The organism is Aquibaculum sediminis (assembly GCF_040712085.1).
GTDB lineage: Bacteria > Pseudomonadota > Alphaproteobacteria > Kiloniellales > DSM-21159 > Aquibaculum > Aquibaculum sediminis.
In genome coordinates, this window is the sequence record NZ_JBFCVK010000004.1 from 264,068 (window position 1) to 284,495 (window position 20,428).

The window sequence follows — 20,428 nt, forward strand, 5'->3', positions numbered from 1 at the left end:
CCCCAAATCCGATCATCCCGCAGCCTCCATTGGATGGTGGGAGAAGCGGCTGTGACCGACATCCTTCTTGCTGACCTCGAGCACCGGATCGAAACCGCGCGGTGAAGGCGCGTCCTGCAGCTTCAGGAGGAAGCGAGCGACGTAGTAGATGGAGAGTGCAGAGCCCAGAAGGAAGCGCAGAACGCCAACCACCACACCCGGGGAACGCGCCCGGCGGCCTTCCAGAAACGCGACCCAGCGGTTGCTGCTGATGAAGATCAGTTCGGCGATCATCCGGAATTCCGAGCCGGTGGGCTCGACAAATTCGGCCCCGATGGCAATGCCTTCTTCCTCTACTCGGATGTTGCGGAGTTGTATGCGCAAGCGGTCTTTGGTCTCCTGGCCCGGTTTGACGAAGGACACCGTGAGCGGATGCGATTCCAGGTCCTCCTTGGAGGCAGCCCCGCGCGGCAGCAGTACCTTCACCCCCATGATGGAGGCGTCGACGATATAGGCCGGCAGGCGACGTTCTTCGCCGATCATCAGGGCAACCGGCTCCTCGATCTGGACCCGCGGCGCCCGCCTGACCTGCTTGCGCTCGCAGACGACGCGCAAGCCCTGGACGGCCAGGAGGAAGCCGAAGAGATTCCAGCCGCCGACCACGAGCACGATGTCTTGCGTGTCGGGATAAGCGAAGTAGCGCCACACCGTTGCAATCAGCCCAAGCGTGAGAAGGCCCGTGATGATGAAGAGCGGTTTGGCCTGCTGGGAAAGCTTGTTCTTGTCGACGGTCTCACCCTTCGCCGTCACGTTGAAGGAGGGCGCGGTCGGCTTGAGCATGACCGAGATCAGCGCCCGGGCCATGAACGTTGCCTGAATGAACTCGTAAAGCTCTGACAAGAGCGGCCAGCGCGTTCGGCCGAAGAGGTAGCTCGACGTCAGCAGCGTCACGCCGATGTAGAAGGTGGTGTAGGCCAGGAACTCCGCCGCGGTGGCGCGGTAAATCGCCAAGCCGAAGAAGAGATAGAACAACGGCATCAGGAAGAAAGTCAGCCGCGCGAAGCCGAAGAACCAGAAGAGATTGCTGGAGAGGTAGCCAAGACGCTGACCAATATCGAGACCGCGCCGGAACAGCGGGTTCTTGAGCAGGAAGATCTGGACCATCCCCTGACCCCAGCGAATGCGCTGGCTCATGAAGGAGCTGAAGGTCTCCGGCTGCAACCCCGCGATCATGGGCTTGTCGATGTAGATCGATTCCCAGCCCAGCGAGTGCAGGTCAATCGAGGTCTCACAGTCCTCCACGATGGTGCGGCCGGAGAAGCCGCCCACCTGCTCCAGGGCCTGGCGCCGCAAGACGGCTGCCGAGCCGCAGAAGAAACTGGCGCCCCAGCGATCGAGGCCGCGCTGAATCACGCCGTAGAACATTTCGTTCTCACCCGGCATGTAATCAAAGGTGTTGAGATTGCGCTCCAGCGGATCCGGGTTGATGAAGAAGTGCGGCGTCTGAACCAGGAACAGCTTCGGATTGGTTGCGAAGTGACCGACCGTGTTCTCCAGGAAGTCCTCTGTCGGCGCGTGGTCGGCATCGAGCACCGCGATAAACTCGCCGCGGGTCTTGGGCAGCGCGGCGTTCAGGTTGCCGGCCTTGGCATGCTCGTTGCGCTCGCGCGTCAGATAACGGACGCCCAGTTCCCTGCACATCTCCTCGAGCAACTGGCCACGCTTGACAGCGTCGGCCGAGGCGCGCCGCTTCTGGTCCGTGCCGCCATCATCGAGAAGGTAGATCGTCAGCAAATGCTTGGGGAAGCGCATCCGCGACGCAGCCGAGAGTGTGGCGGCGAGAATGTGCGGGTCTTCGTCATAGGTGGGGACAAAGACGTCCACAGTGGGCAGCTTGGAAGGGTCGTCGTCCAGGGTGGCCGTCGGCCGTCGCATCGGGTCTATGACGATGAAAAGGCTGATGAAGAACATCAGCATGGCGTAGACTTCGGCCCCGTAAAGCATAATACCGGGCACAAAAGCGTAGATGTCTTCCACCGGCGGAATCGTGTTCTGGCTGCGCCAGATCAGGTAGCGCAACACCATGAAACTGGAGACACCGCAGAAAAGCACGCGGAAGAAGCTGGTGCGTGGGAGCCGCCCAATCACGATCAGGGCGACGAACATGGTCATGCTAAGCGCGATCTGGGCATCGGCGCTCAGGGGCTGGCCAGCGAGGACCAGATGTACAAGGAGGATCAGGACCCAAAGGCCCAGAATGACGAGCATCATTTGCGCTTTCGAAGCTGCCCCACTTCTTGCATCCGCCATAAGCGGATGTTCGTTGTGACACTGTAAGGCAATGTAATGAGAAAAATAAAGATCAAATTGTACCTATCTGTGTCTGAAACGTTTTCTGTCTCTCGGAGCCTTGTGCGACCGACCGACGCAGGGCCGCGACCCCACCTAGCGGCACATTCAGAATGCAAGATTCGCGACCACATGGGTTACAGTAACATGCGATAGCTCACCACTATCTAACCACTCGCTGACGGGATCAAAACAAATTGCGTTGCAATGCGCTCCCGTCGACGCCGTATTCTCGCCAAATTTTTCTACCTGTACATACACTTCGACTAAAAGATGTGGCGTATCGACGATCAAGGTTTACAATGTCTAAGAAAGAAGGCTGTCGGCTTGTAATGCCTCCCCATGAGCCACCTGCGCGTGCAGTCCAAACTATGACACAAGGAACATCCAGTGGCTGACCCGCTTTCAGATAGGTTGGATGAGGCCTGTTCGCGAGAACCAATTCACCGGCCGGACGCAATACAGCCATACGGTTTACTCACGCTGGTCGATCGAAAAAGCGATCGGATCGAGCTGGTTGCAGGCGATTTCAAAGGTTTGCTTGGACAAGCACTATCGGGCGCGGGAGTCACGCTGGCCGACCTTGCCGGTGAGACCCTGGAAAGCCTGATCGAGAGCAGCGGCGAGCCCCTCTCCCATATACCGGTTTTCTTGACCACGCTGGACGACGGCCCGCGGGGCCCCCTGGTCCTGCTGGCGCACAGCCTGGATGCCGGTGCACGCGTCGTCGTCGAATTCATTCCCGACAAGCACCGAGGCGATGATCCCGACGGCCGCGAGCACAGCACCCCGCGCATGTTGTCCCGTCTGCGCAGTACCATTGAGCGCATCGCTTCTGCGGAAAGTCTCGAACAGGCTTTCGAATCGACCACCCAGGCGATCAGTCGAATCACCGGCTATGACCGCATTCTGCTCTATCGCTTCCTCGAGGATGGTACGGGAACGGTGGTGGCGGAATCGAAGGCGGCCGAACTGAGCACCTATCTGAACCATCGCTACCCGGCTTCCGAGATACCCAGACAGGCGCGCGAACTGTATAGAACCAGCAGTTTCCGCCTCATTCCCGACGTCAACTACAGGCCTGCCCCGCTGCGCGCCCTGAGCGGGGATGACAGGCCATCACTCGACATGAGCCATTCCCTGCTGCGCAGCGTTGCACCGGTCCACTTGCAGTATCTGCGCAATATGGGCGTCGGTGCCTCCATGTCGCTGTCGCTATTGGTGGACGGCGAACTCTGGGGCTTGATCGCCTGCCACAACAGCACGGCGCGGGTCATCCCCTACGAGACCCAGGAGGAATGCCGCCACATCGCGGAACTGCTCAGCCGGCAAATCGAGTCTCGGCAACGCGAAGCGGAGTTCGCCAGGAAGGCGCAGATGGATGCCGCCAGCAACGACCTGCTCCGCAGCATCGTGGCCATGGATCAGGATGAGTATGCATTGCTGGGCCGCGGCGCCGAACTCCTGGACGTCGTCCCCGCCCACGGCGTGGCCGTGACTTATCAGGACAAGGTTGCAGCCTACGGAACCAGTCCTGGTGAAGCCGCCGTGCTGCATCTGCGCGACGCCCTTGCCGCCAAACTGGGAGATGAGGGCTTCTATGCCACCGACTGCCTGACAAGCGATCTACCTGCGGCACGCGCCTATGCGCCCCGGGCCGGCGGCGTGCTGGCCATTCGCCTCTCGGTCAACACACGGTCGCAGATCTTCTGGTTTCTGGCGGAGCAGATCGAGGAGATCAGCTGGGCCGGCAATCCGCATGAGACCGACTTTCTCGACGAGAAAACTGGCAAACTGAATCTGCGCGCCTCCTTTGCCGTCTGGCGGGAGACGGTGCGCGACCGTTCTCGCCCATGGCTGGCCGCCGAACTCGCCGCCGCCCGCTCCTTTCAGGAGAGCGCCGCCTTCGTTTTCCAGTCGCGGTACGTTGCCGACCTGAATGAATCCCTGCGCCTGGCCAATCAGGAGCTTGCTGACCTGGCCTCGACGGACGGCCTGACTGGCCTCGCCAACCGGCGGATCTTCCAGGAGCGCCTGCGTTCGGAATGGGCGCGGGCCCTGCGGGAAGAAGCACCGCTCTCCCTGGTCATGCTCGATATCGACTACTTCAAGCGCTACAACGATCACTATGGCCACCCGGCCGGTGACCAGTGCCTGGCGACCGTCGCCCAGGCGATCGACGGCATCGCCAAGCGACCGGCTGATCTGGCTGCACGCACCGGCGGCGAGGAGTTCGCAGTGATCCTGCCCGCCACCGACCTCCAAGGGGCCGAGGCGATAGCAGAGCAACTGCGTCAGCGGATCACTGGCCTGCAACTGCCCCACAGCCTGAACCCGGAAGGCGTCGTAACCGTCAGCCTGGGTGTTGCCACGACTCGGCCGCACAGCAGCGATGCAGAAACCCGGCATCGCCTGGTGCTGGCAGCGGACGTCGCGCTCTATGACGCGAAGAACTCGGGCCGCAACCGCGTCTGCGTCAACGAACTGTAGCACGGTGTCCCCGGCTCCGGCAGCCGGGGGTACCATCCTACTGCCAGCAGAAGCCCCACCAGCACCCGACCGCTGAGGCGCGAGCCTTCCAAAACATAGAGCAGGCCCCAGCAGCCGGCCTCGTCCAGCCGCCGCCGCCGACGTTGCACGGCGGCCGGCCAAACCACGGGAAGGTCGGCGGCAAGATCGGCCAGGTCGCGCCGCAACAAGCCCGCGCGCGGGCGCCAGGAAAAGGTCACGGCTGGCTGCTGCAGCAGCGTCGCCTCCAGGGATGGAACGGCCTGGGCATGGGAGCGCAGGAACGCTACGTAACCCTGCCGCTGCGACAGGTCGAAGGCGGAAAAGGCCGCCTCGGCATCGGCGTGTGCATCCGCCTACGCGCCCTGAGTGCGGCATGCACACTCAAGCCGCTTGGCATCACCGGCTCCAACTCTATCTCACCTCTCCACTCGGAGCTGCACGCAGCACGATCACGGGATCGACGCCGGGGATCTCTTCCATCATCTGCTGACTCATGCGCTCCGCCAATGCGGAGGCTTCGGCCAGTGGGCGCTTGCCATCAAGAAAGAGTTCCATTTCCACATGCAGAGTTTCACCGGCCCGTCGTGTCCGAATGCGCCCGAGCTGCTCGAAACCCTCGATGTTGCGAGCCAGAACCCGGTTGATGGCATGCTGGGCTACCTCCGGCAGGGATCGATCGAGCAGATCCGGCAGGGCATCGCGCAACATGGCCACAGCCGTTCCCACCATGATGACGATCACGCAGAGCGTCCCAATCTGCTCGGCCAAGCGTGCCACGTGCGGATCGGATGTGATCATCGCCACTGCCACGGCGATCACCACGAAGATCGAGGCCGCGGTCTTCACCCAGCGGGCATGGTATTGCGCGCGCACGATGATCGAGCCGCCATCGCGACTGGCTCGATACAGGGAATAGAGTTGCACCCCATTCAGCAGCACATTGAGGAAAACCAGCACCACAGCCGACGTCGCCAGAAAGGGGCTCGGCCGGTGCTGGGGCGCAAGGCCGGAAATGCGCCAGAGCAGCAGTCCCGCCGCCAACAGCAGCAGGCAGGCGATCAGGATGGTGATGGCCTGTTCGAGCTTGCCGGAACCGTATTCGTACCGCCCAAGCTTTCCACGGTGGATCCGGCGCAGGGTGATCAGCGAGACGATGCCCACGATCGTCAAGAGGCTGCCACGCAGGCTTTCGGCGATGATCGGCCAGGACATGGCCATGAAGCCGACGATGAAATAGGGAATGAGAATGAGGAAATCGAGGCCGACGGCCAAAGCCACAGCCCACTCCCGTCGCCGCTCCACCCGCCCTGTCATGGCGCCATCGCCTTCTTGCTGGCTTGCTCTTCTCTCAGCCGGGAAGTTGCGCCCCATTCGAGAACTGCCCCCCAGATCATCTACACCCTATTGGCTTGTTCAACCAGACGCTTGATGTAATTTCGATACCACTGGAATTATTGAATTTCGCCGCACAAACCTCATCTCCTAGGCATGCCCAGCCAGCACCCTGACCCCCCTCCCCCGGCCGATCGCAGTCACTGGCAGACCCTGAAGGACCTGCTTCCGGAGCTCTGGCCCGACGACGAGCGCGCCTTGCGCGGCCGCGTGGTCGCGGCCATCGTCTGCCTCGTCCTGGCCAAGGTCGCGATCGTGCTGGTGCCGCTGCTGTACAAGCAGGCGGTCGATGGGCTCACTGCCTACACCGAGGCGGATGTCGATCTGCGCTCCGAACTGCTGCTGCCGCTGTGGGTCATCCTGGCCTATGGCGCAGGACGCGTCCTCTCCCTCACCTTCCAGGAACTGCGCGACTTCTTCTTCGCCCGCGTCGGCCAGCGGGCTGTGCGTCGCGCGGGCCTGCGCACCTTCCAGCACTTGCACGCCCTGTCGCTGCGCTTCCATCTCGAGCGCCAGACCGGCGGCCTGTCGCGGGTGATCGAGCGCGGCACCAAGGCCATCGAGACGCTGCTGAACTTCGCGCTCTTCTCGATCCTGCCGACCTTCGTCGAGCTGGGCCTGACCAGCGCCATTCTCTGGTGGCTCTATGGCTGGGAGGTGGCCGCGATCACCTTCGTCACCGTGGGCATCTATATCGTCTACACCTATCGGGTGACCGAGTGGCGGCTGCGGCTGCGCCGGGCCATGAACGAGAGCGACCAGCGGGCCAACACGCGCGCCATCGACGCCCTGCTGAACTACGAGACAGTAAAGTACTTCACCGCCGAGAGCCGCGAGTCCGCCCGGCTGGAAGAGGGCTTGCGCGCCTATGAGCGGGCCGCCACCGCCTCCAAGACCAGTCTCTCGCTGCTGAATATCGGCCAGGCGATCATCATCGGCTTCGGCGTCACCGGCCTGATGCTGGTGGCCGCGGTGCGGGTACAGGCCGGCACCATGACGGTGGGCGACTTCGTCGCGGTCAACGCCTACATGATGCAGTTGGCGCAGCCGCTCAACTTCATCGGCTTCGTCTATCGCGAGATCAAGCAGGCGCTGGTGGACATGGAAACCATGTACACCCTGCTGCGTGTGGAGCAGGAGATCACCGATCCGCCCGGCGCCCCGGCCCTCAAGGTAAGCGGTGGCCGGGTTGCCTTCGAGTCCGTGGGCTTCAGCTACAGCCCCGACCGACCGATCCTGAAGGGAGTGTCCTTCGCCATCGAGCCGGGACAGACCGTGGCGGTGGTGGGCTCAAGCGGCGCGGGCAAGTCGACCCTCTCGCGCCTGCTCTTCCGCTTCTATGATGTGGACGAAGGCGCGGTGCGCATCGACGGGCAGGACATCCGCGATGTCTCCCAGACCTCGCTCAGGGCCGCCATCGGCATCGTTCCCCAGGACACCGTGCTCTTTAACGACACCCTGGCTTACAACATCGCCTATGGCCGCCCCGAGGCCACCCGGGCGGAGATCGAGGAGGCGGCGCGCATCGCCAGCCTGGACGCCTTCGTCGACAGCCTGCCCGAGGGTTACGAGACGACGGTGGGCGAGCGGGGGCTCAAGCTGTCCGGCGGCGAGAAGCAGCGGGTCGCCATCGCACGCATGGTGCTGAAACGCCCGGCGATCATTGTCTTCGATGAGGCCACCTCGGCCCTCGACAGCAAGACGGAACAGGAGATCCTGGCCGCCCTGCGCGCGGTGAGCCAGGGGCGCACGACGCTGGTCATCGCCCATCGCCTGTCCACGGTCGTGGATGCCGACGAGATCGTGGTGCTCGACGCTGGTCGCATCGCCGAGCGTGGCACCCACAACGAACTCCTGGCCCGCGACCGCCTCTACGCCGCCATGTGGCGCCGCCAGGCCGAGGGGGCGGAGCTAAACGGGCAAGGGGTGGTGGCGGAGGAGGCATCGGCCACCCCGGAGCGTTGAGCGCGCTACAGCAGCAGCCATGCCGCGATCAGGCCGATGGCGGCAAGAACCATGCTGATGCGCAGAACCCAGCGCATGTGGCCGAGTGTGGCCCCCTGACGCGCCTCCGCAGGGGGAGGATGCTCGGGATCCTCTTCGCGATGGGCTTGGTCGCGGTATTCGGGCGGAGTGCCCTTCATCTGCTCCTCCTTGCTCGTCGCTTGAGACGATACAGCTAACTGATCAACAGGCTCGGCCCGGGCCTTGTTCCAAATCTCCGACCCGTCTTCAGCCGAAACGGGAACCGCGAGCGCTCTTAAACCATTGGGGATGATGGCGGCAGGATCGCGGCCGTCGTTGGCATGGGGAGCGCGTCTTGGCCTGGCTCAAGGGCTTGCACATGGTCACGCTGCTGATCTGGTGTGCCGGGCTGTTCTACCTGCCCGCGCTCTTCGCCGCGCATGCCGACACGGCGGACGGACGGCCCTTCCGCCGCCTGCGGGTCATGACCCGCGTCACCTTCGTCGCCGTGACCTCGCCGGCCGCGGTGCTGGCCATCCTGTCCGGCAGCGCGCTGGTCTATGCGACGGGTGTTTCCGGGGCCTGGATGGCCCTGAAGCTGGTCGCGGTCAGCCTGATGGTTCTCTTCCACCTCTACTGCGGCCGGATGTTGGCGGTGCTTGGCGAAACGCCCGGCTTGCGCTCCAGCGCGGCGCATTTCTCGCTGCTGCTGGCGCCGACGCTGCTGATTCCGACGGTGCTCTGGCTGGTTCTGGGCAAGCCGCTGTGATGCGCTCCGACCCCCTAATCCCCCTCCTGGTCGATGACGGCAACCTGGTGTTCGAAGACCAGCTTGCCGCCCAGCCAGCCGGCGATGGAGACCAGCAGTGCGCCCAGCGCCGAGAGCCCGATGCCCAGCGGCAGCACGGCCGCGCCCGGATCCTCGACGCGCCAGACCCAGTTGGTGAAGCCGACCGACAGCAGCATCACGGCGGCGACGAAATGGTTCCAGGCCGCCGCGCGGCGCCGGATGCCGGATACGGCCAGCAGTTCCACCGTGCCGCTGAGGCCGGCCAGCGCGCCCATGGCCGTGCCGACGCCCAGCAGCCAGAGCGACATGCGTGCCCAGAAGGGATCGCCCGTCCACCAGAAGGCCAGGTCGCTGCCCAAGGCCGAGAGCAGCAGCGCGATGGGAAAGGTGATCAGCATGGGATGCAACGGATGGCCGGCGACCGCCACCTTCGTGACGGTTCCCTCATCCGGCGGCGGCGTGCCCAGCCGCTCCAGCCCGTGCTCGGATGTTTCGCCCGTTTCCGCCATGCCGTTGCGCTCCCCTTCATTCTGCTCGCCGGCTGCACCGACGGTCCAATGTCGGCCCTCGATCCCGCCGGGCCTGCAGCCGAATCCATCGCCAGGGTCTGGTGGGTAATGCTGGGCGGCAGCTTTTTGATCCTCGGCGCGGTGGTCGCGCTCGCACTCTACGCCATCTATGGCCGCGGCGAGCGGCGCAGCGGGATCACCCCGCGACTGCTGATCGTCGGCGGCGGCCTGGTCTTCACCCCTGCGGTGCTCGCCGCACTGCTCATCTGGGGCATCGGTGCCGGTCACGCGCTCCTGCCCCTGCCGGGCGAGCGCGAGGTCTTCCGCGTCGAGGTGCGCGCGCATCAGTGGTGGTGGGAGGTAACCTATCCCGACACCGAGGGCGGAGCGCTGCACGCCGCCAACGAGATCCACATTCCCGCCGGCAGGCCGGTGGACATCACCATCAGGGCCGAAGACGTGATCCACAGCTTCTGGGTGCCACGGCTCGGCGGCAAGATCGACGCCCTGCCCGGCCGCAGCAACGTCATCCGCCTGGAAGCGCCGGAAGCCGGCGTCTATCGAGGGCAGTGCGCGGAGTTCTGCGGCGCCCAGCACAGCCGCATGGCGCTGCTGATCGAGGCACACGAGGCAGAGGCCCTGGAGGAGCGGCTGGCCCTGCTGTCCCGGACCCGGGAGACGGACAGCGCCGATGCGCCCGGGGCGGCCGCCTTCCAGGAGCACTGCGCGGTCTGCCACAGTCTTGACCCGCGGGCGCGCGCCGCAACGCCGGCCCCCAATCTGGCCGACCTGCCGCACAGAGCCACGCTCGGCGCCGGCACCCTGCCCAACGAGGAGGGGGCACTGCTGCGCTGGCTCGGCAATCATCAGAACCTGAAGCCGGGCAACCGCATGCCGCGCCACGACCACCTGGACCCGGAGACGCTCGAGGCCATCGCCGACCACCTGGAGGGGCCAGGGTGAACACGCCGCACATCAGCCCCGTCGAGCGCCACCGCCGCCTCGACGCCGATTTCCGCACGCCCGGCGGGCTCGGTCGCCTGACCTCGGTGAACCACTCGATCGTCGGCCTGCGCTTCATTTATACCGGCCTCTTCTTCTTCCTGGTGGGCGGCCTGCTGGCGATGCTGATTCGCGCGCAACTCGCCACTGCCGACAGCGCCTTCCTGGGGCACGCGGCCTACAACCAGATCTTCACCATGCACGGCACGGTGATGATGTTCCTCTTCGCCATCCCCGTGCTGGAGGGCTTCGCCCTCTACCTGCTGCCGAAGATGCTGGGCGGGCGGGACCTCGCCTTCCCGGCGCTGAGTGCGTTTGGCTACTGGTGCTATTTCTTCGGCGGCATGATCCTGTTGGCGGCACTGGTTCTGGGTGTGGCGCCGGACAGCGGCTGGTTCATGTACACGCCGCTGTCCGGCAGCACCTACACGCCCGGCATCAATTCGGACGTCTGGCTGATCGGTGTCACCTTCGTCGAGGTCTCCGCGCTCGCTGCCGGGGTCGAGATCACCGTGACGGTGCTGCGCATCCGCACCGCCGGCATGAGCCTGGACCGCATGCCGCTGTTTGCCTGGTACATCCTGGTGACAGCGATGATGATCGTCGTCGGCTTCCCGCCACTCATCCTGGGCAGCATCCTGCTGGAGCTGGAGCGGGCCTTCGACTGGCCCTTCTTCGAGGTCGCGCGCGGCGGCGACCCGCTGCTGTGGCAGCACCTCTTCTGGCTCTTCGGCCACCCCGAAGTATACATCATCTTCCTGCCCGCCGCCGGCATCGTCTCGACCCTGATTCCGGTCTTCGCCCGTCATCCCATGATCGGCTACGGCTGGATCGTGGCCAGCATCGTCGCCACCGGCTTCATCAGCTTCGGGCTCTGGGTGCACCACATGTTCGCGGTCGGCATCCCGCACCTGGCGCTCGTCTTCTTCTCTGCCGCCTCCATGCTGGTGGCGATCCCCACCGGCATTCAATTTTTCGCCTGGATCGCCACGCTGATGGCCGGGCGGCCGTTCGTGCGCCTGCCGATGCTCTACCTCTTCGGCTTCCTGGTGGTCTTCGTCATGGGCGGCCTGACCGGCGTGATGCTGGCGCTGGTGCCCTTCAACTGGCAGGTCCACGACACCCATTTCGTCGTCGCCCACATGCACTACGTCCTGGTCGGCGGCATGGTTTTCCCGCTGCTCGCCGGGCTCACCTACTGGCTGCCGCTGGCCTCGGGGCGCATGCCCTCGCAACGGCTGGGGGTGGCGGCCTTCTGGCTGATCTTTATCGGCTTCAACCTGACCTTCTTCATGATGCACCTGACCGGCCTCAAGGGCATGCCGCGGCGGGTCTACACCTATGACGGCGGGCTGGGCTGGGAGACGCTCAACCTGCTGTCGTCGGTGGGTGGTTTCATCATGTCGATCGGCGTGGCGCTGGTCCTGCTGGACCTCTTCCTGCACTTTCGCATCGGGCAGCGCGCGCCGCGCAACCCTTGGGGCGCGAGCACGCTGGAGTGGACGCTGCCCAAGCCGCCGCCCAGCTACAACTTCGGCTCCCTGCCCCGGGTCGAAAGCCGCGAGCCCCTGCACGACACCCCGGACCTGCCGCGCGCCCTGGCGGCCGGCGAAGGCCTGCTGGCCACGCCGCGGCCGGGCGCGCGCGAGACCCTGGCCGTCGAGGTGGTCAGTGGCCGCCCGGCGCACATCGTCAACCTGCCGGCGCCCAACTGGATGCCCTTCCTCGCCGCCGCGTTCACCGGGGTCTTCTTCCTCTCCTTCCTGCTCAAGCTCTACCTGCTCTCGGGCGTCGGGGCGCTGCTCGCGCTCGGCACCTTCCTGCGCTGGGCCTGGACACACGGGCGTCGACAGGACCCGGAGCCGCTGCCGGCCGGCGAAGGCCTGATGCTGCTGCCCCAGGCCGCCGTTTCCTCGGCACCGGGCTGGTGGGGCCTGCTCTTCACCCTGGTCGCCGACGGCACCGTCCTGGCCGCATTGCTGTTCGGCTACCTCTTTCTCTGGACCGTGGCGCCGGCCTGGCCGCCGCCGGCCTTCATCGAGTTGCAGCCGCTGATCCCGCTGCTCGGCGCGCTTGCCCTGCTGGTCGCACTCCTTGCGGCGCGGGGCGCCCAGGCCGCGAACAGGCGGGCGGCAGTGGGGATGCGCGGCGTCTGGCTGCTGGTGGTGCTGTTGGCCGGCCTGCTGGCCGCCGGCGCGCTGCTGGCGATCCCGCTGACCGCGCCGGCGCCGCAAACCCACGCCTACTACGCCGTGACCGCGGTGCTGGCCGGCTATGGCGCCTTCCACTGCCTGCTGGGTGTGGTGATCGCCGGCTTCGTGCTGCTGCGCTGTCGCGCCGGCTTCGTCTCGGCCCTGCGCCAACTCGATCTCAGGCTTCTGAGCCTCTGGTGGGACTACACGGGCGGCACGGGGCTGCTGATCCTGGCGGCAATCACCCTGCTGCCGCAGGTGCTGGCGCCATGAGCCCCGCTACTTTCCTACGCCCGCGCGCCCTGCTGGGGCTGATCGCCGGCTACCTGATCTGGGCCAGCTGCTTCGTCAGCCTCTACACGGTGCTGTCGCTGGGCTGTGCCCTGGCGCCCAATCTGCCGGCCGGGCCCTTCGGGCTGAACGTCATCACGCTGGTTCTGGCCCTGGTCTGGTTGCTGCACCTGGCAGGCTTCGCACTGCTGATCCAGCGCACCCACAGCGGACACCCCGAAGATGAGCATGCCGGCTTCATGCGGCGGGTGAGCCTGATCCTGCATTTCTCCGCCCTGGCCGCGACACTGTGGGTCGGCTTGCCCGTGCTGTTCTTACCGCCCTGCGCCTGAGCGCATGCGAATTCTCAGTGGAGGGTTTGGTGACCCAGGCCCCTGGCGGCGATCCAGAAGCCGGCGAGCAGCAGCAGCAGCGCCATGGGCACCCACATGATCAGCCCGGCGAGTTGCTGGTCCGCCAGCGGCGTAAGGCCCCAGGCCAGCGGTCCGCTGCCGAAGACGGGATACCAGAGCCGCGGCGAGAAGGTGAGCAGCGCCGCCAGCAGGCCGCTGTGCAGCATGGTGACAAAGACCATGCCCATCCCCCTGAGCGGCTCGACGGCCAGCGCCGCGCACCAGAAGAGCAGCGCCACGCCGAAGCTGGCGACCAGCAGCAGCAGATGGAGCGTCGGGGAGAGCAGCGCCGCCTCATAGACCGGCGGCGCATGCGCCAGCCAGATCAGGCCGCCAAAGAGCAGCGTGGCCAGAGTCGGCGTGGCCAGAGTGGGCGTGGTCAGCGCCGGCGCGGACAGCGGCAGGCGCACGCGCAGCAGCAGCGGCGCCATGGCCGCGGGGGCCAGCAGGATCACCAACAGATGCTGCACCATGTGCATCGAGGCCAGCGTCGCCGCCAGGCGGCAGAGCGGCGAGACCAGCGCGATGGCGAGCAGCAGGCACCCCAGAAGCCAGGACCAGCGCTCGCCGTTGCCCACGCGCGCACGCAGACCGGGCAGCCAGGGCAGAGCGAGCAGGCCCAGCAGCGGCACCAGCGTCTCCGGCGCCAGCACCCAGGCACGCCAAAGCGTCCCCGGCACCACCGGCGGCAGGCTGGCAAGACAGAGTTCGAAGAGCTCGGACGGACCCAAGCCGAACGCTCCCGTCCGCACGCGGCGGACTGCGGGTGAGAGGGCTTCCTCACAAGGCAACGCGAGCGACGGCGCCCCGGTTCCCGCGCAGAGCCGACCGAGGCACTGGTGCCCTACCTTCAGCCGGTTGAATGTTCAACCGGCTGCCCGGGGAATGGGGAGGTCAGGCCGCTTTCGCGGGCACCTCGGCGAGCCGTCCCGCAAGCCCGATCAGTCTCTCCATGTAGGCGCCGAGGAAGGCGCGGGTGCTTTCGTTCCCAAAGCGCCCCTCGGCGTCGAGCAGGTCCGGCTTGAAGGAGATGTAGGCTTCGCCGCCAATGACCAGGCTGCCGAGGATGCCCAGAATCTGGCGCAGGTGCTGCTGACCGACGGCGGTGCCGATGGCGCCCGGAGAGGTGCCGGTGATGGCGGCGACCTTGTCTTTCCAGACGTTGTTCTCGGCCGGCTTGGAACCCCAGTCGATGGCGTTCTTGAGCACGGCGGGGATGGAGCGGTTGTGCTCCGGGGTCACGACTAGGATCGCATCGGCCGCGGCAACTTCCCGCGTAAAGCGCTGCACCGCCTCGGGGCGCGCGCCTTCAAGGTCGGGGTTGTACATCGGCAGGTCGTCGATCTGGATGAGCCGCGCATCCACGCGATCCTCGACCAGCCCGATCAGGGCGTTTGCGAGCTTGGCGTTGATCGACTCGCTGCGATTGCTGCCCACGATGACGGCCAGATTCAGTTTATCCATTGGCTGAGCTTTCCCTTGCGGTTCAACAGGAGGCCCTGGCCAGACCGCAGCACGGACAGGCTCAAGGCACTTGGCCTTGAAGGTGGGATAGGCGCGGCGGAAGAGAACTGCACGAAACGCAGGGCAGGTCGGAACAACCCGCGCCCGACCATTGGAAAGTCTTCGCGCCTCCGCTGGCAGCGGCGATGCAGGGCCGGAAATCGGCTCCGGCAGACGCGCTCAGGCGCTGGCCGTCGACTCCGGCGCCGGGATCTCGGGGGTCTGGCCGGCGTCTCCCGGCTGCTCATCGGGCCAGGGCGGCAGGACCGCGCTCCGATGGCAGCGCACGAGGCGCTGATCCGGTGCAGCCGTAAGCGACTGCGGCTCTTCGCATCCCGCGGCGGCGTAGCGACAGCGATCCCGGAAGAAGCAGGAGGAAGGAAGGCGCGTGTTGTTCGGGAGCTCTCCGTGCAGATCGGCAGGCGCCAGTTCGCGTCGGCGCGACAGCTCCGGAACCGACCGCAAGAGGGTGCGCGTATAGGGGTGCTGCGGAGCCTCGATCACTTTCTGCGCAGGCCCAGTTCAACCACCTGCCCCAGGTACATCACCGCCACGCGATCGGCCACGTGACGGACGACCGAAACATCATGGGTGATGAAGAGGGAGGTCAGGCCGAACTCCTGCTTCAGCCTAAGGAGAAGATTCAGGATCAGTACGATCCGGACCGTGATCAGCAGTGGTCGCGGGCGGAAAAGCACGGAAGACAGGCCTCGCAGGCGCGCCTGACCGTTTCGCAGTGAGTGAGAACGCCGCATGCGGGCATTGCCGAATTGGCCCCGGTGGCGGATTCAAGTCGCGCCACCCGTCCTTGGCCATGTCTTTTTGAAGCGCTTCAGCGAGGCTCCATCTCGCAACACCGCCTCTACCGACCATCGGTTCGGCGGCCAGCAGCGAATTGAGCACGGCTTCCTGCGTGGCCTCCCCGAACGCCAGTCGCCGGGAAGCACTGCCGATCCCGCCCTTGTAGCCGAAGCAGGTCATGCCGGTTCCGGCGCCCACGGAACCTTGGACGACCGGGCTTGCTGCCGCACTCTCAATGGCCTGCAGCGCGTGTTCTTCGCTGATCGCCAGCGCCTGGATGTCGTTGAGCGGCCCGTCGTTGCACTCCGCAACCACGGGGTTCACGGTCGACGTCGTGCGGCCGATATCGGGGTTCGATGAGAGGGCGTGGCGCACGAGAGCGGTGGCGCAGCTGCCGACCGACAGCGTGTTGGTCAGGAGAATCGGCGTCTCGAGCGTGCCAAGTTCATCGATCTGGATGAGGCCGATGCTCTTGCCGAAGCCGTTGATCACGTGGCTCGCGGCTACAACCTTCTCGCGGAAGAGATTGCGCCCGTGCGGCAGTACCGCCGTGACGCCGGTGTTGATGTCCCCGTCCTTCAAGGTGCAGTGCCCGATCCTGACCCCGGGCACGTCGCAGATGTCGTTGCTGGGGCCGGCAGGCAGACGCCCACAGGCAAGTCCGAACTCGCGACAGGTCGACATGCGCTCCCCCTCTCTTGAATGCCTCCTCCTAGCGGCTGCCGGCCGGAAGCGCAAAGGCGTGGACAATGGCACGTAGTGGCTTTGCGCGGCACCGATAGTGCCGTGAAGAGGGGCCTGTTAATGAGGGGGCGGATTTCGGAGGTGGTGAAGCTATCGGCCGCCTGGGAACGCAAGCGGCAACGTTGATCAGCGGAAAGCTAAGAAAGCACCGGCCGACGTGACGAGTCCGACATGCCAACGCCAGCCATGTCAGGACTCCAAATCACCGATATGTATTGATTTTGCAGAAGAAAATGGTGGGCGCACAAGGACTCGAACCTTGGACCCGCTGATTAAGAGTCAGCTGCTCTACCAACTGAGCTATGCGCCCACGGGTCGTCTTGGCTGCGGCGCGGTAGATAGCAACTGGTCGGCGGCTTGTCGAGGGCTTTTGTGCCGGAAATGTGCCCAAAACTCAGGGCGCGTTGCGCAGGCCGCGGCGGGGGATGTGGTAGTCGCGGTGGATACGCACGTTCAGGATCAGGCCCAGGCTGAGCATGGTGGTGAGGATCACCGTGCCGCCGTAGGAGACCAGGGGCAGCGGCACGCCCACCACCGGCAGCAGACCCATCACCATGGCGATGTTGATGAAGACATAGAAGAAGAGGTTGGCGGTGAGCCCCATGGCCAGCAGCCGGCCGAACTGGCTGCCGGACGAAAGCGCGATGGCGACGCCGTAGACGAAGACCAGCAGATAGAGCCCGAGCAACCCCAGGGCGCCCACGAGGCCGAATTCCTCGGCCAGCATGGTGAAGATGAAGTCGGTCTGGCGCTCCGGCAGGAAGTTGAGGTGGCCCTGCGTGCCCTCGAGAAAGCCCTTGCCGAAGAGTCCGCCGGAGCCAAGCGCGATCTTCGACTGGGTGATGTGATAGCCGGCGCCCAGCGGGTCGGTGGAGGGATCGAGAAAGACCAGGACTCGTCGCTGCTGATAGTCGTGCAACAGGTTCCAGGCGATGGGAACCAGGGCGCCGACACCGGCCAGCACCAGCACGAACTTCCACAGTCTGACGCCCGCCAGGAAGAAAAGCGTGCCGGCCCCTAGCAGCAGCATGGCGGCGGTGCCCAGATCCGGCTGGCGCAGCACCAGCGCGGCCGGCAGCAGCGCCATGGCCAGGGGCACCAGCAGGTAGAGCGGATGACGCAGATCCCGGTGCGCAATGCCATGGAAATAGCGCGCCAGGGCCAGCAGCAGCGCCACCTTCATCACCTCCGAGGGCTGCAACTGCATGAAGCCGAGGTCGATCCAGCGCTGCGCCCCCATGCCGACCATGCCCTTTACTTCGACGATGATGAGAAGCAGCAGGCACAGTGCATAGAAGGGATAGGCGGCGCGGAACCAGAGGCGGATGTCGGTCAAGGCTACGGCCAGCAGCAGCAGCAGCCCGCCGGCAACGCGCGCCATGTGCGCCCAGGCCCAGGGCTCGAAGCTGCCGTTGGCGGCGGAATAGAGCATCGCCGTGCCCACTGCGGCCAGCGCCAGGATCAGCAGCACCAGGCCCCAGTTCAGATAGAGCAGCTTGCGGGCCAGCGGGGTTTCCGGGTTGCGCCGCAGGCGCATGTCGTCGAGGGCGGACACCGAGACTGCCTCCTAGCCCTGGCCGCCGAGCGCCGCGATCGGGCCGGAGGGGCCCTCTCGGCTCGCCGGGTCGCGGCGCTGGGTCTCGATCAGCAGATCGCGGGCAATGGGCGCGGCCACCGCCGAGCCGCCGCCGCCGTGCGCCACCACCACGGCGCAGGCGTAGCGCGGTCGGCCAACCGGGGCGAAGCCGACGAAGAGCGCATGATCGCGGCGGTGCCAGGGCAGGTCCTCGTTGCGGAACACGCCGGCAGCCCGCTCCGCTGCACTGATGCGCCGCACCTGGCTGGTGCCGGTCTTGCCGCCCATCTCCAGGCCCGGCAGCTCGATGCGCGCGCCGCGCGCGGTGCCGCGACGGCCCAGCACGACCTCCTCCATGGCTTCGACCACGATATCCAGGTGGCGCTCGGAAATCCCCAGACTCGGCGGCGGCGCTTTGACCGTGGGCTCGATGCCGCCCGGGCGATGAATGGCGCGGGTGACATGCGGGACCACGGCCTTGCCGCCATTGACCAGGCGTGCCGTCATCACCGCCAACTGCAAGGGCGTCGACAGCATGAAACCCTGGCCGATGGCGGAGATGAGCGTCTCGCCGCCCTGCCAGCGCTCACCGATAGTGGCCAGCTTCCAGTCTTCGGTGGGCACCAGACCGTCGCGCTCGCCCGGAAGATCGATGCCCACCGGCACGCCCAGTCCCAGGCGCCGGGCCATGGCCGCGATCCGCTCGATCCCGAGACGCCGCGCGACGTCGTAGTAATAGACGTCGCAAGACTGGATCAGGGAATTCTGCAGGTTCATGTGGCCGTGTCCGCCGCGGCTCCAGCAGTGGAAGCGGTGGTTGCCCAATTCGTAGTAGCCGGGACAGAAAACGCGCTCGCCCGGATCGATGCCCTGCTCCATGGCTGCCAGCGCGACCACCATTTTGAAGGTGGAGCCGGGTGCGTAGGCGCCGGCGATGCACTTGTTGCTCAGCGGGTTGAGCGGATCCTCAGTCAAGGCGCGCCACTGGGCCGCGGTGAGTCCGCGCCCAAAGGGTTCGGGGTCGTAGCTGGGCACCGAGGCCATGGCCAGGACATCGCCGTTGGTCACGTCCAGCACCACGGCCGAGGCACTGCGCTCGCCCATCAGGCGCTGCTGGGCGTAGTTCTGCAGCATGGTGTCGACGGTCAGTTCCACCATGTGCCCCGGCTGGCCCTCTTCGCGCGCCAGTTCCTGCATCACCCGGCCGACGGCATTGACCTCGACCTGGCTGGTGCCGGCCGCGCCGCGCAGGGTCTCGTCGTGGGTTCGCTCGATCCCGCTCTTGCCGATGCGCAGGCCGGGGAGCTGCAGCAGCGGATCGTTCTGCTCGATCAGGTCCCGCTCGGAGACCGCTGCCACATAGCCCAGGATGTGGGAGAGCACGGCGCCGAAGGGATAGTGGCGGGTCTCACCCACCTCAATGCTGATACCCGGTAACTCCGGCGCATTGACCGCGATGCGGCTGACCTGGTCCCAGCTGAGATTGTCCCGTACGCGTACGGGCACGAAGGAGCGGACGCGACTGACGTCACGGTCGATACGCTCGCGATCGGCTTCGGTGATCTCCACAATGCGGCCCAGCCGGTCCAGCACCCGGCGATAGTTGCGCGCCTGCTCCGCCACCAGGAGGACCTGGTAGTTCTGCCGGTTGATGGCGACGGGGATACCCTGGCGGTCGATGATCTCGCCGCGCGGCGGCGCCAGCAGCCGCATGGAGATGCGGTTGTTCTCGGCCAGCAGACGGTAGCGCTCGGCCTCCACGACCTGGAGCTGATACAAGCGGCCCACCAGCGTGCCCAGACCCAGCAGCATGCCACCGCCCAGCAGCAGGCTGCGGCGGCTGAAACTGCTGTAGCGGGTCTGTTCCTCGTTCCGGGACCTCTCCACGGCCGCTTCGTCCTCCTATGTCTGGGTCACAGCAGCAGCTGCTGCGTCCTGCCGAACAGCCATGCCAGACAGGGGTAGACACCCACCGTCAAGGCATACTGCAGCAGCAGCAAGCGCGCATCCCCCCAGCTCCCCACGAGCAGCGACCCGGCCAGCCAGGCCAGGGTCAGCGCCAGGGCTGCAAAGAGGGCGAAAACCACCCAGAGCAGCAGGAAGCTGGCGTTGACGAAGATCCGCCGCTGGCTCGCCACCAGGAAATAGATCGCCACCAGCGCCAGCAAGCCCGTTCCAAGCGGGGCAGCCGTCAGCAGGTCCTGAAACAGGCCGAGCAGAAAGATCAGCCAGGCCGGCATCAGATCGGGCCGGAAGACCGACCAGTAATAAACCGCGACCACGCCCAGGGCCGGCATTAGCGGCGCCACCTCCGGCGCACGCAGCGGCACCACCACGAGCACCACCAGAAAGGCGGTCAGCAGCGCCGGGATCAGCGTCTTGGCCAGAGTGTTGAGCCGCTGCACCAGATCCGGTGCCATGGCAGTGCCCAC

General features: G+C 65.8%; 17 protein-coding genes, 1 tRNA gene and 1 pseudogene. 6 read left to right on the forward strand and 13 right to left on the reverse strand.

The features are described from left to right. Positions 1-12: 12 nt before the first annotated feature. The gene (gene bcsA / locus ABZ720_RS08370; protein WP_366555062.1) at positions 13-2,250 is read right to left on the reverse strand and encodes a UDP-forming cellulose synthase catalytic subunit; all 2,238 of its coding nucleotides are present in this window, start codon (positions 2,248-2,250) and stop codon (positions 13-15) included. Positions 2,251-2,718: 468 nt separating this feature from the next. On the opposite strand from bcsA, the gene ABZ720_RS08375 reads away from it, so the two are divergent. After that, the gene (locus tag ABZ720_RS08375; RefSeq protein WP_366555063.1) at positions 2,719-4,818 is read left to right on the forward strand and encodes a diguanylate cyclase; all 2,100 of its coding nucleotides are present in this window, start codon (positions 2,719-2,721) and stop codon (positions 4,816-4,818) included. On the opposite strand, the gene ABZ720_RS08380 is transcribed toward ABZ720_RS08375, so the two are convergent. Together ABZ720_RS08380 and ABZ720_RS08385 are read right to left on the reverse strand one after the other, a co-directional pair. Continuing rightward, positions 4,767-5,057 carry a heme oxygenase-like domain-containing protein gene (locus ABZ720_RS08380; protein WP_366555064.1) on the reverse strand — a complete coding sequence of 97 codons (291 nt, stop codon included), beginning with the start codon at positions 5,055-5,057 and terminating at the stop codon, positions 4,767-4,769. The two genes, ABZ720_RS08375 and ABZ720_RS08380, sit on opposite strands and share 52 nt — an antisense overlap. Positions 5,058-5,250: 193 nt before the next feature. Beyond that, on the reverse strand, positions 5,251-6,210 hold the full coding sequence (locus tag ABZ720_RS08385; protein ID WP_366555065.1) for a cation diffusion facilitator family transporter: 960 nt from the start codon (positions 6,208-6,210) through the stop codon (positions 5,251-5,253). 117 nt (positions 6,211-6,327) lie between these two features. Here ABZ720_RS08385 and ABZ720_RS08390 point away from each other — a divergent pair, with 117 nt between their 5' ends. Further along, positions 6,328-8,196 (forward strand): ABCB family ABC transporter ATP-binding protein/permease, encoded by a 1,869-nt coding sequence (locus tag ABZ720_RS08390; protein WP_366555066.1) that lies wholly within the window; start codon positions 6,328-6,330, stop codon positions 8,194-8,196. Between the two features lie 5 nt (positions 8,197-8,201). On the opposite strand, the gene ABZ720_RS08395 is transcribed toward ABZ720_RS08390, so the two are convergent. Continuing rightward, positions 8,202-8,375 (reverse strand): hypothetical protein, encoded by a 174-nt coding sequence (locus ABZ720_RS08395; RefSeq protein WP_366555067.1) that lies wholly within the window; start codon positions 8,373-8,375, stop codon positions 8,202-8,204. 176 nt (positions 8,376-8,551) lie between these two features. Here ABZ720_RS08395 and ABZ720_RS08400 point away from each other — a divergent pair, with 176 nt between their 5' ends. Then, positions 8,552-8,965 carry a CopD family protein gene (locus tag ABZ720_RS08400; RefSeq protein ID WP_366555068.1) on the forward strand — a complete coding sequence of 138 codons (414 nt, stop codon included), beginning with the start codon at positions 8,552-8,554 and terminating at the stop codon, positions 8,963-8,965. A 14-nt stretch (positions 8,966-8,979) separates the two neighbouring features. On the opposite strand, the gene ABZ720_RS08405 is transcribed toward ABZ720_RS08400, so the two are convergent. Continuing rightward, a complete protein-coding gene (locus ABZ720_RS08405; protein ID WP_366555069.1) occupies positions 8,980-9,495 on the reverse strand; it encodes a DUF2231 domain-containing protein in 516 nt (171 codons plus the stop codon). Positions 9,496-9,543: 48 nt separating this feature from the next. On the opposite strand from ABZ720_RS08405, the gene coxB reads away from it, so the two are divergent. The 3 genes from coxB to ABZ720_RS08420 are packed head-to-tail and all read left to right on the forward strand — an operon-like array spanning position 9,544 to position 13,312. Further along, positions 9,544-10,458 carry a cytochrome c oxidase subunit II gene (coxB, locus tag ABZ720_RS08410; protein WP_366555070.1) on the forward strand — a complete coding sequence of 305 codons (915 nt, stop codon included), beginning with the start codon at positions 9,544-9,546 and terminating at the stop codon, positions 10,456-10,458. Next, entirely contained in the window at positions 10,455-12,962 is a 2,508-nt protein-coding gene (ctaD, locus tag ABZ720_RS08415) for a cytochrome c oxidase subunit I (RefSeq protein ID WP_366555071.1), read from the forward strand. The genes coxB and ctaD overlap by 4 nt, the downstream gene beginning before the upstream one ends. Beyond that, positions 12,959-13,312: a hypothetical protein gene (locus tag ABZ720_RS08420; protein WP_366555072.1), complete on the forward strand. Its 354-nt coding sequence runs from the start codon at positions 12,959-12,961 to the stop codon at positions 13,310-13,312. The genes ctaD and ABZ720_RS08420 overlap by 4 nt, the downstream gene beginning before the upstream one ends. A 14-nt stretch (positions 13,313-13,326) precedes the next feature. Here the strand turns inward: ABZ720_RS08420 and ABZ720_RS08425 are convergent, their stop codons facing one another. The 8 genes and pseudogenes from ABZ720_RS08425 to mreD all read right to left on the reverse strand — a co-directional run bounded on the left by ABZ720_RS08425 (position 13,327) and on the right by mreD (position 20,416). After that, positions 13,327-14,103 (reverse strand): cytochrome c oxidase assembly protein, encoded by a 777-nt coding sequence (locus ABZ720_RS08425; RefSeq protein ID WP_366555073.1) that lies wholly within the window; start codon positions 14,101-14,103, stop codon positions 13,327-13,329. A gap of 163 nt (positions 14,104-14,266) precedes the next feature. After that, positions 14,267-14,836: an NADPH-dependent FMN reductase gene (locus tag ABZ720_RS08430; protein WP_366555074.1), complete on the reverse strand. Its 570-nt coding sequence runs from the start codon at positions 14,834-14,836 to the stop codon at positions 14,267-14,269. Positions 14,837-15,055: 219 nt separating this feature from the next. Then, positions 15,056-15,385: pseudogene (locus ABZ720_RS08435) on the reverse strand (oligopeptide/dipeptide ABC transporter ATP-binding protein); the annotation flags it as partial. 120 nt (positions 15,386-15,505) lie between these two features. Beyond that, entirely contained in the window at positions 15,506-16,360 is an 855-nt protein-coding gene (locus tag ABZ720_RS08440; protein ID WP_366555076.1) for a P1 family peptidase, read from the reverse strand. A gap of 294 nt (positions 16,361-16,654) precedes the next feature. Beyond that, positions 16,655-16,730, reverse strand: a tRNA-Lys gene (locus ABZ720_RS08445). A gap of 84 nt (positions 16,731-16,814) precedes the next feature. After that, complete coding sequence (gene rodA, locus ABZ720_RS08450; RefSeq protein ID WP_366555169.1) at positions 16,815-17,957, reverse strand: rod shape-determining protein RodA; 1,143 nt, start codon at positions 17,955-17,957, stop codon at positions 16,815-16,817. Between the two features lie 30 nt (positions 17,958-17,987). Next, on the reverse strand, positions 17,988-19,883 hold the full coding sequence (mrdA, locus tag ABZ720_RS08455; RefSeq protein WP_366555077.1) for a penicillin-binding protein 2: 1,896 nt from the start codon (positions 19,881-19,883) through the stop codon (positions 17,988-17,990). 26 nt (positions 19,884-19,909) lie between these two features. After that, positions 19,910-20,416: a rod shape-determining protein MreD gene (mreD, locus tag ABZ720_RS08460; protein ID WP_366555078.1), complete on the reverse strand. Its 507-nt coding sequence runs from the start codon at positions 20,414-20,416 to the stop codon at positions 19,910-19,912. Positions 20,417-20,428: the final 12 nt, after the last annotated feature.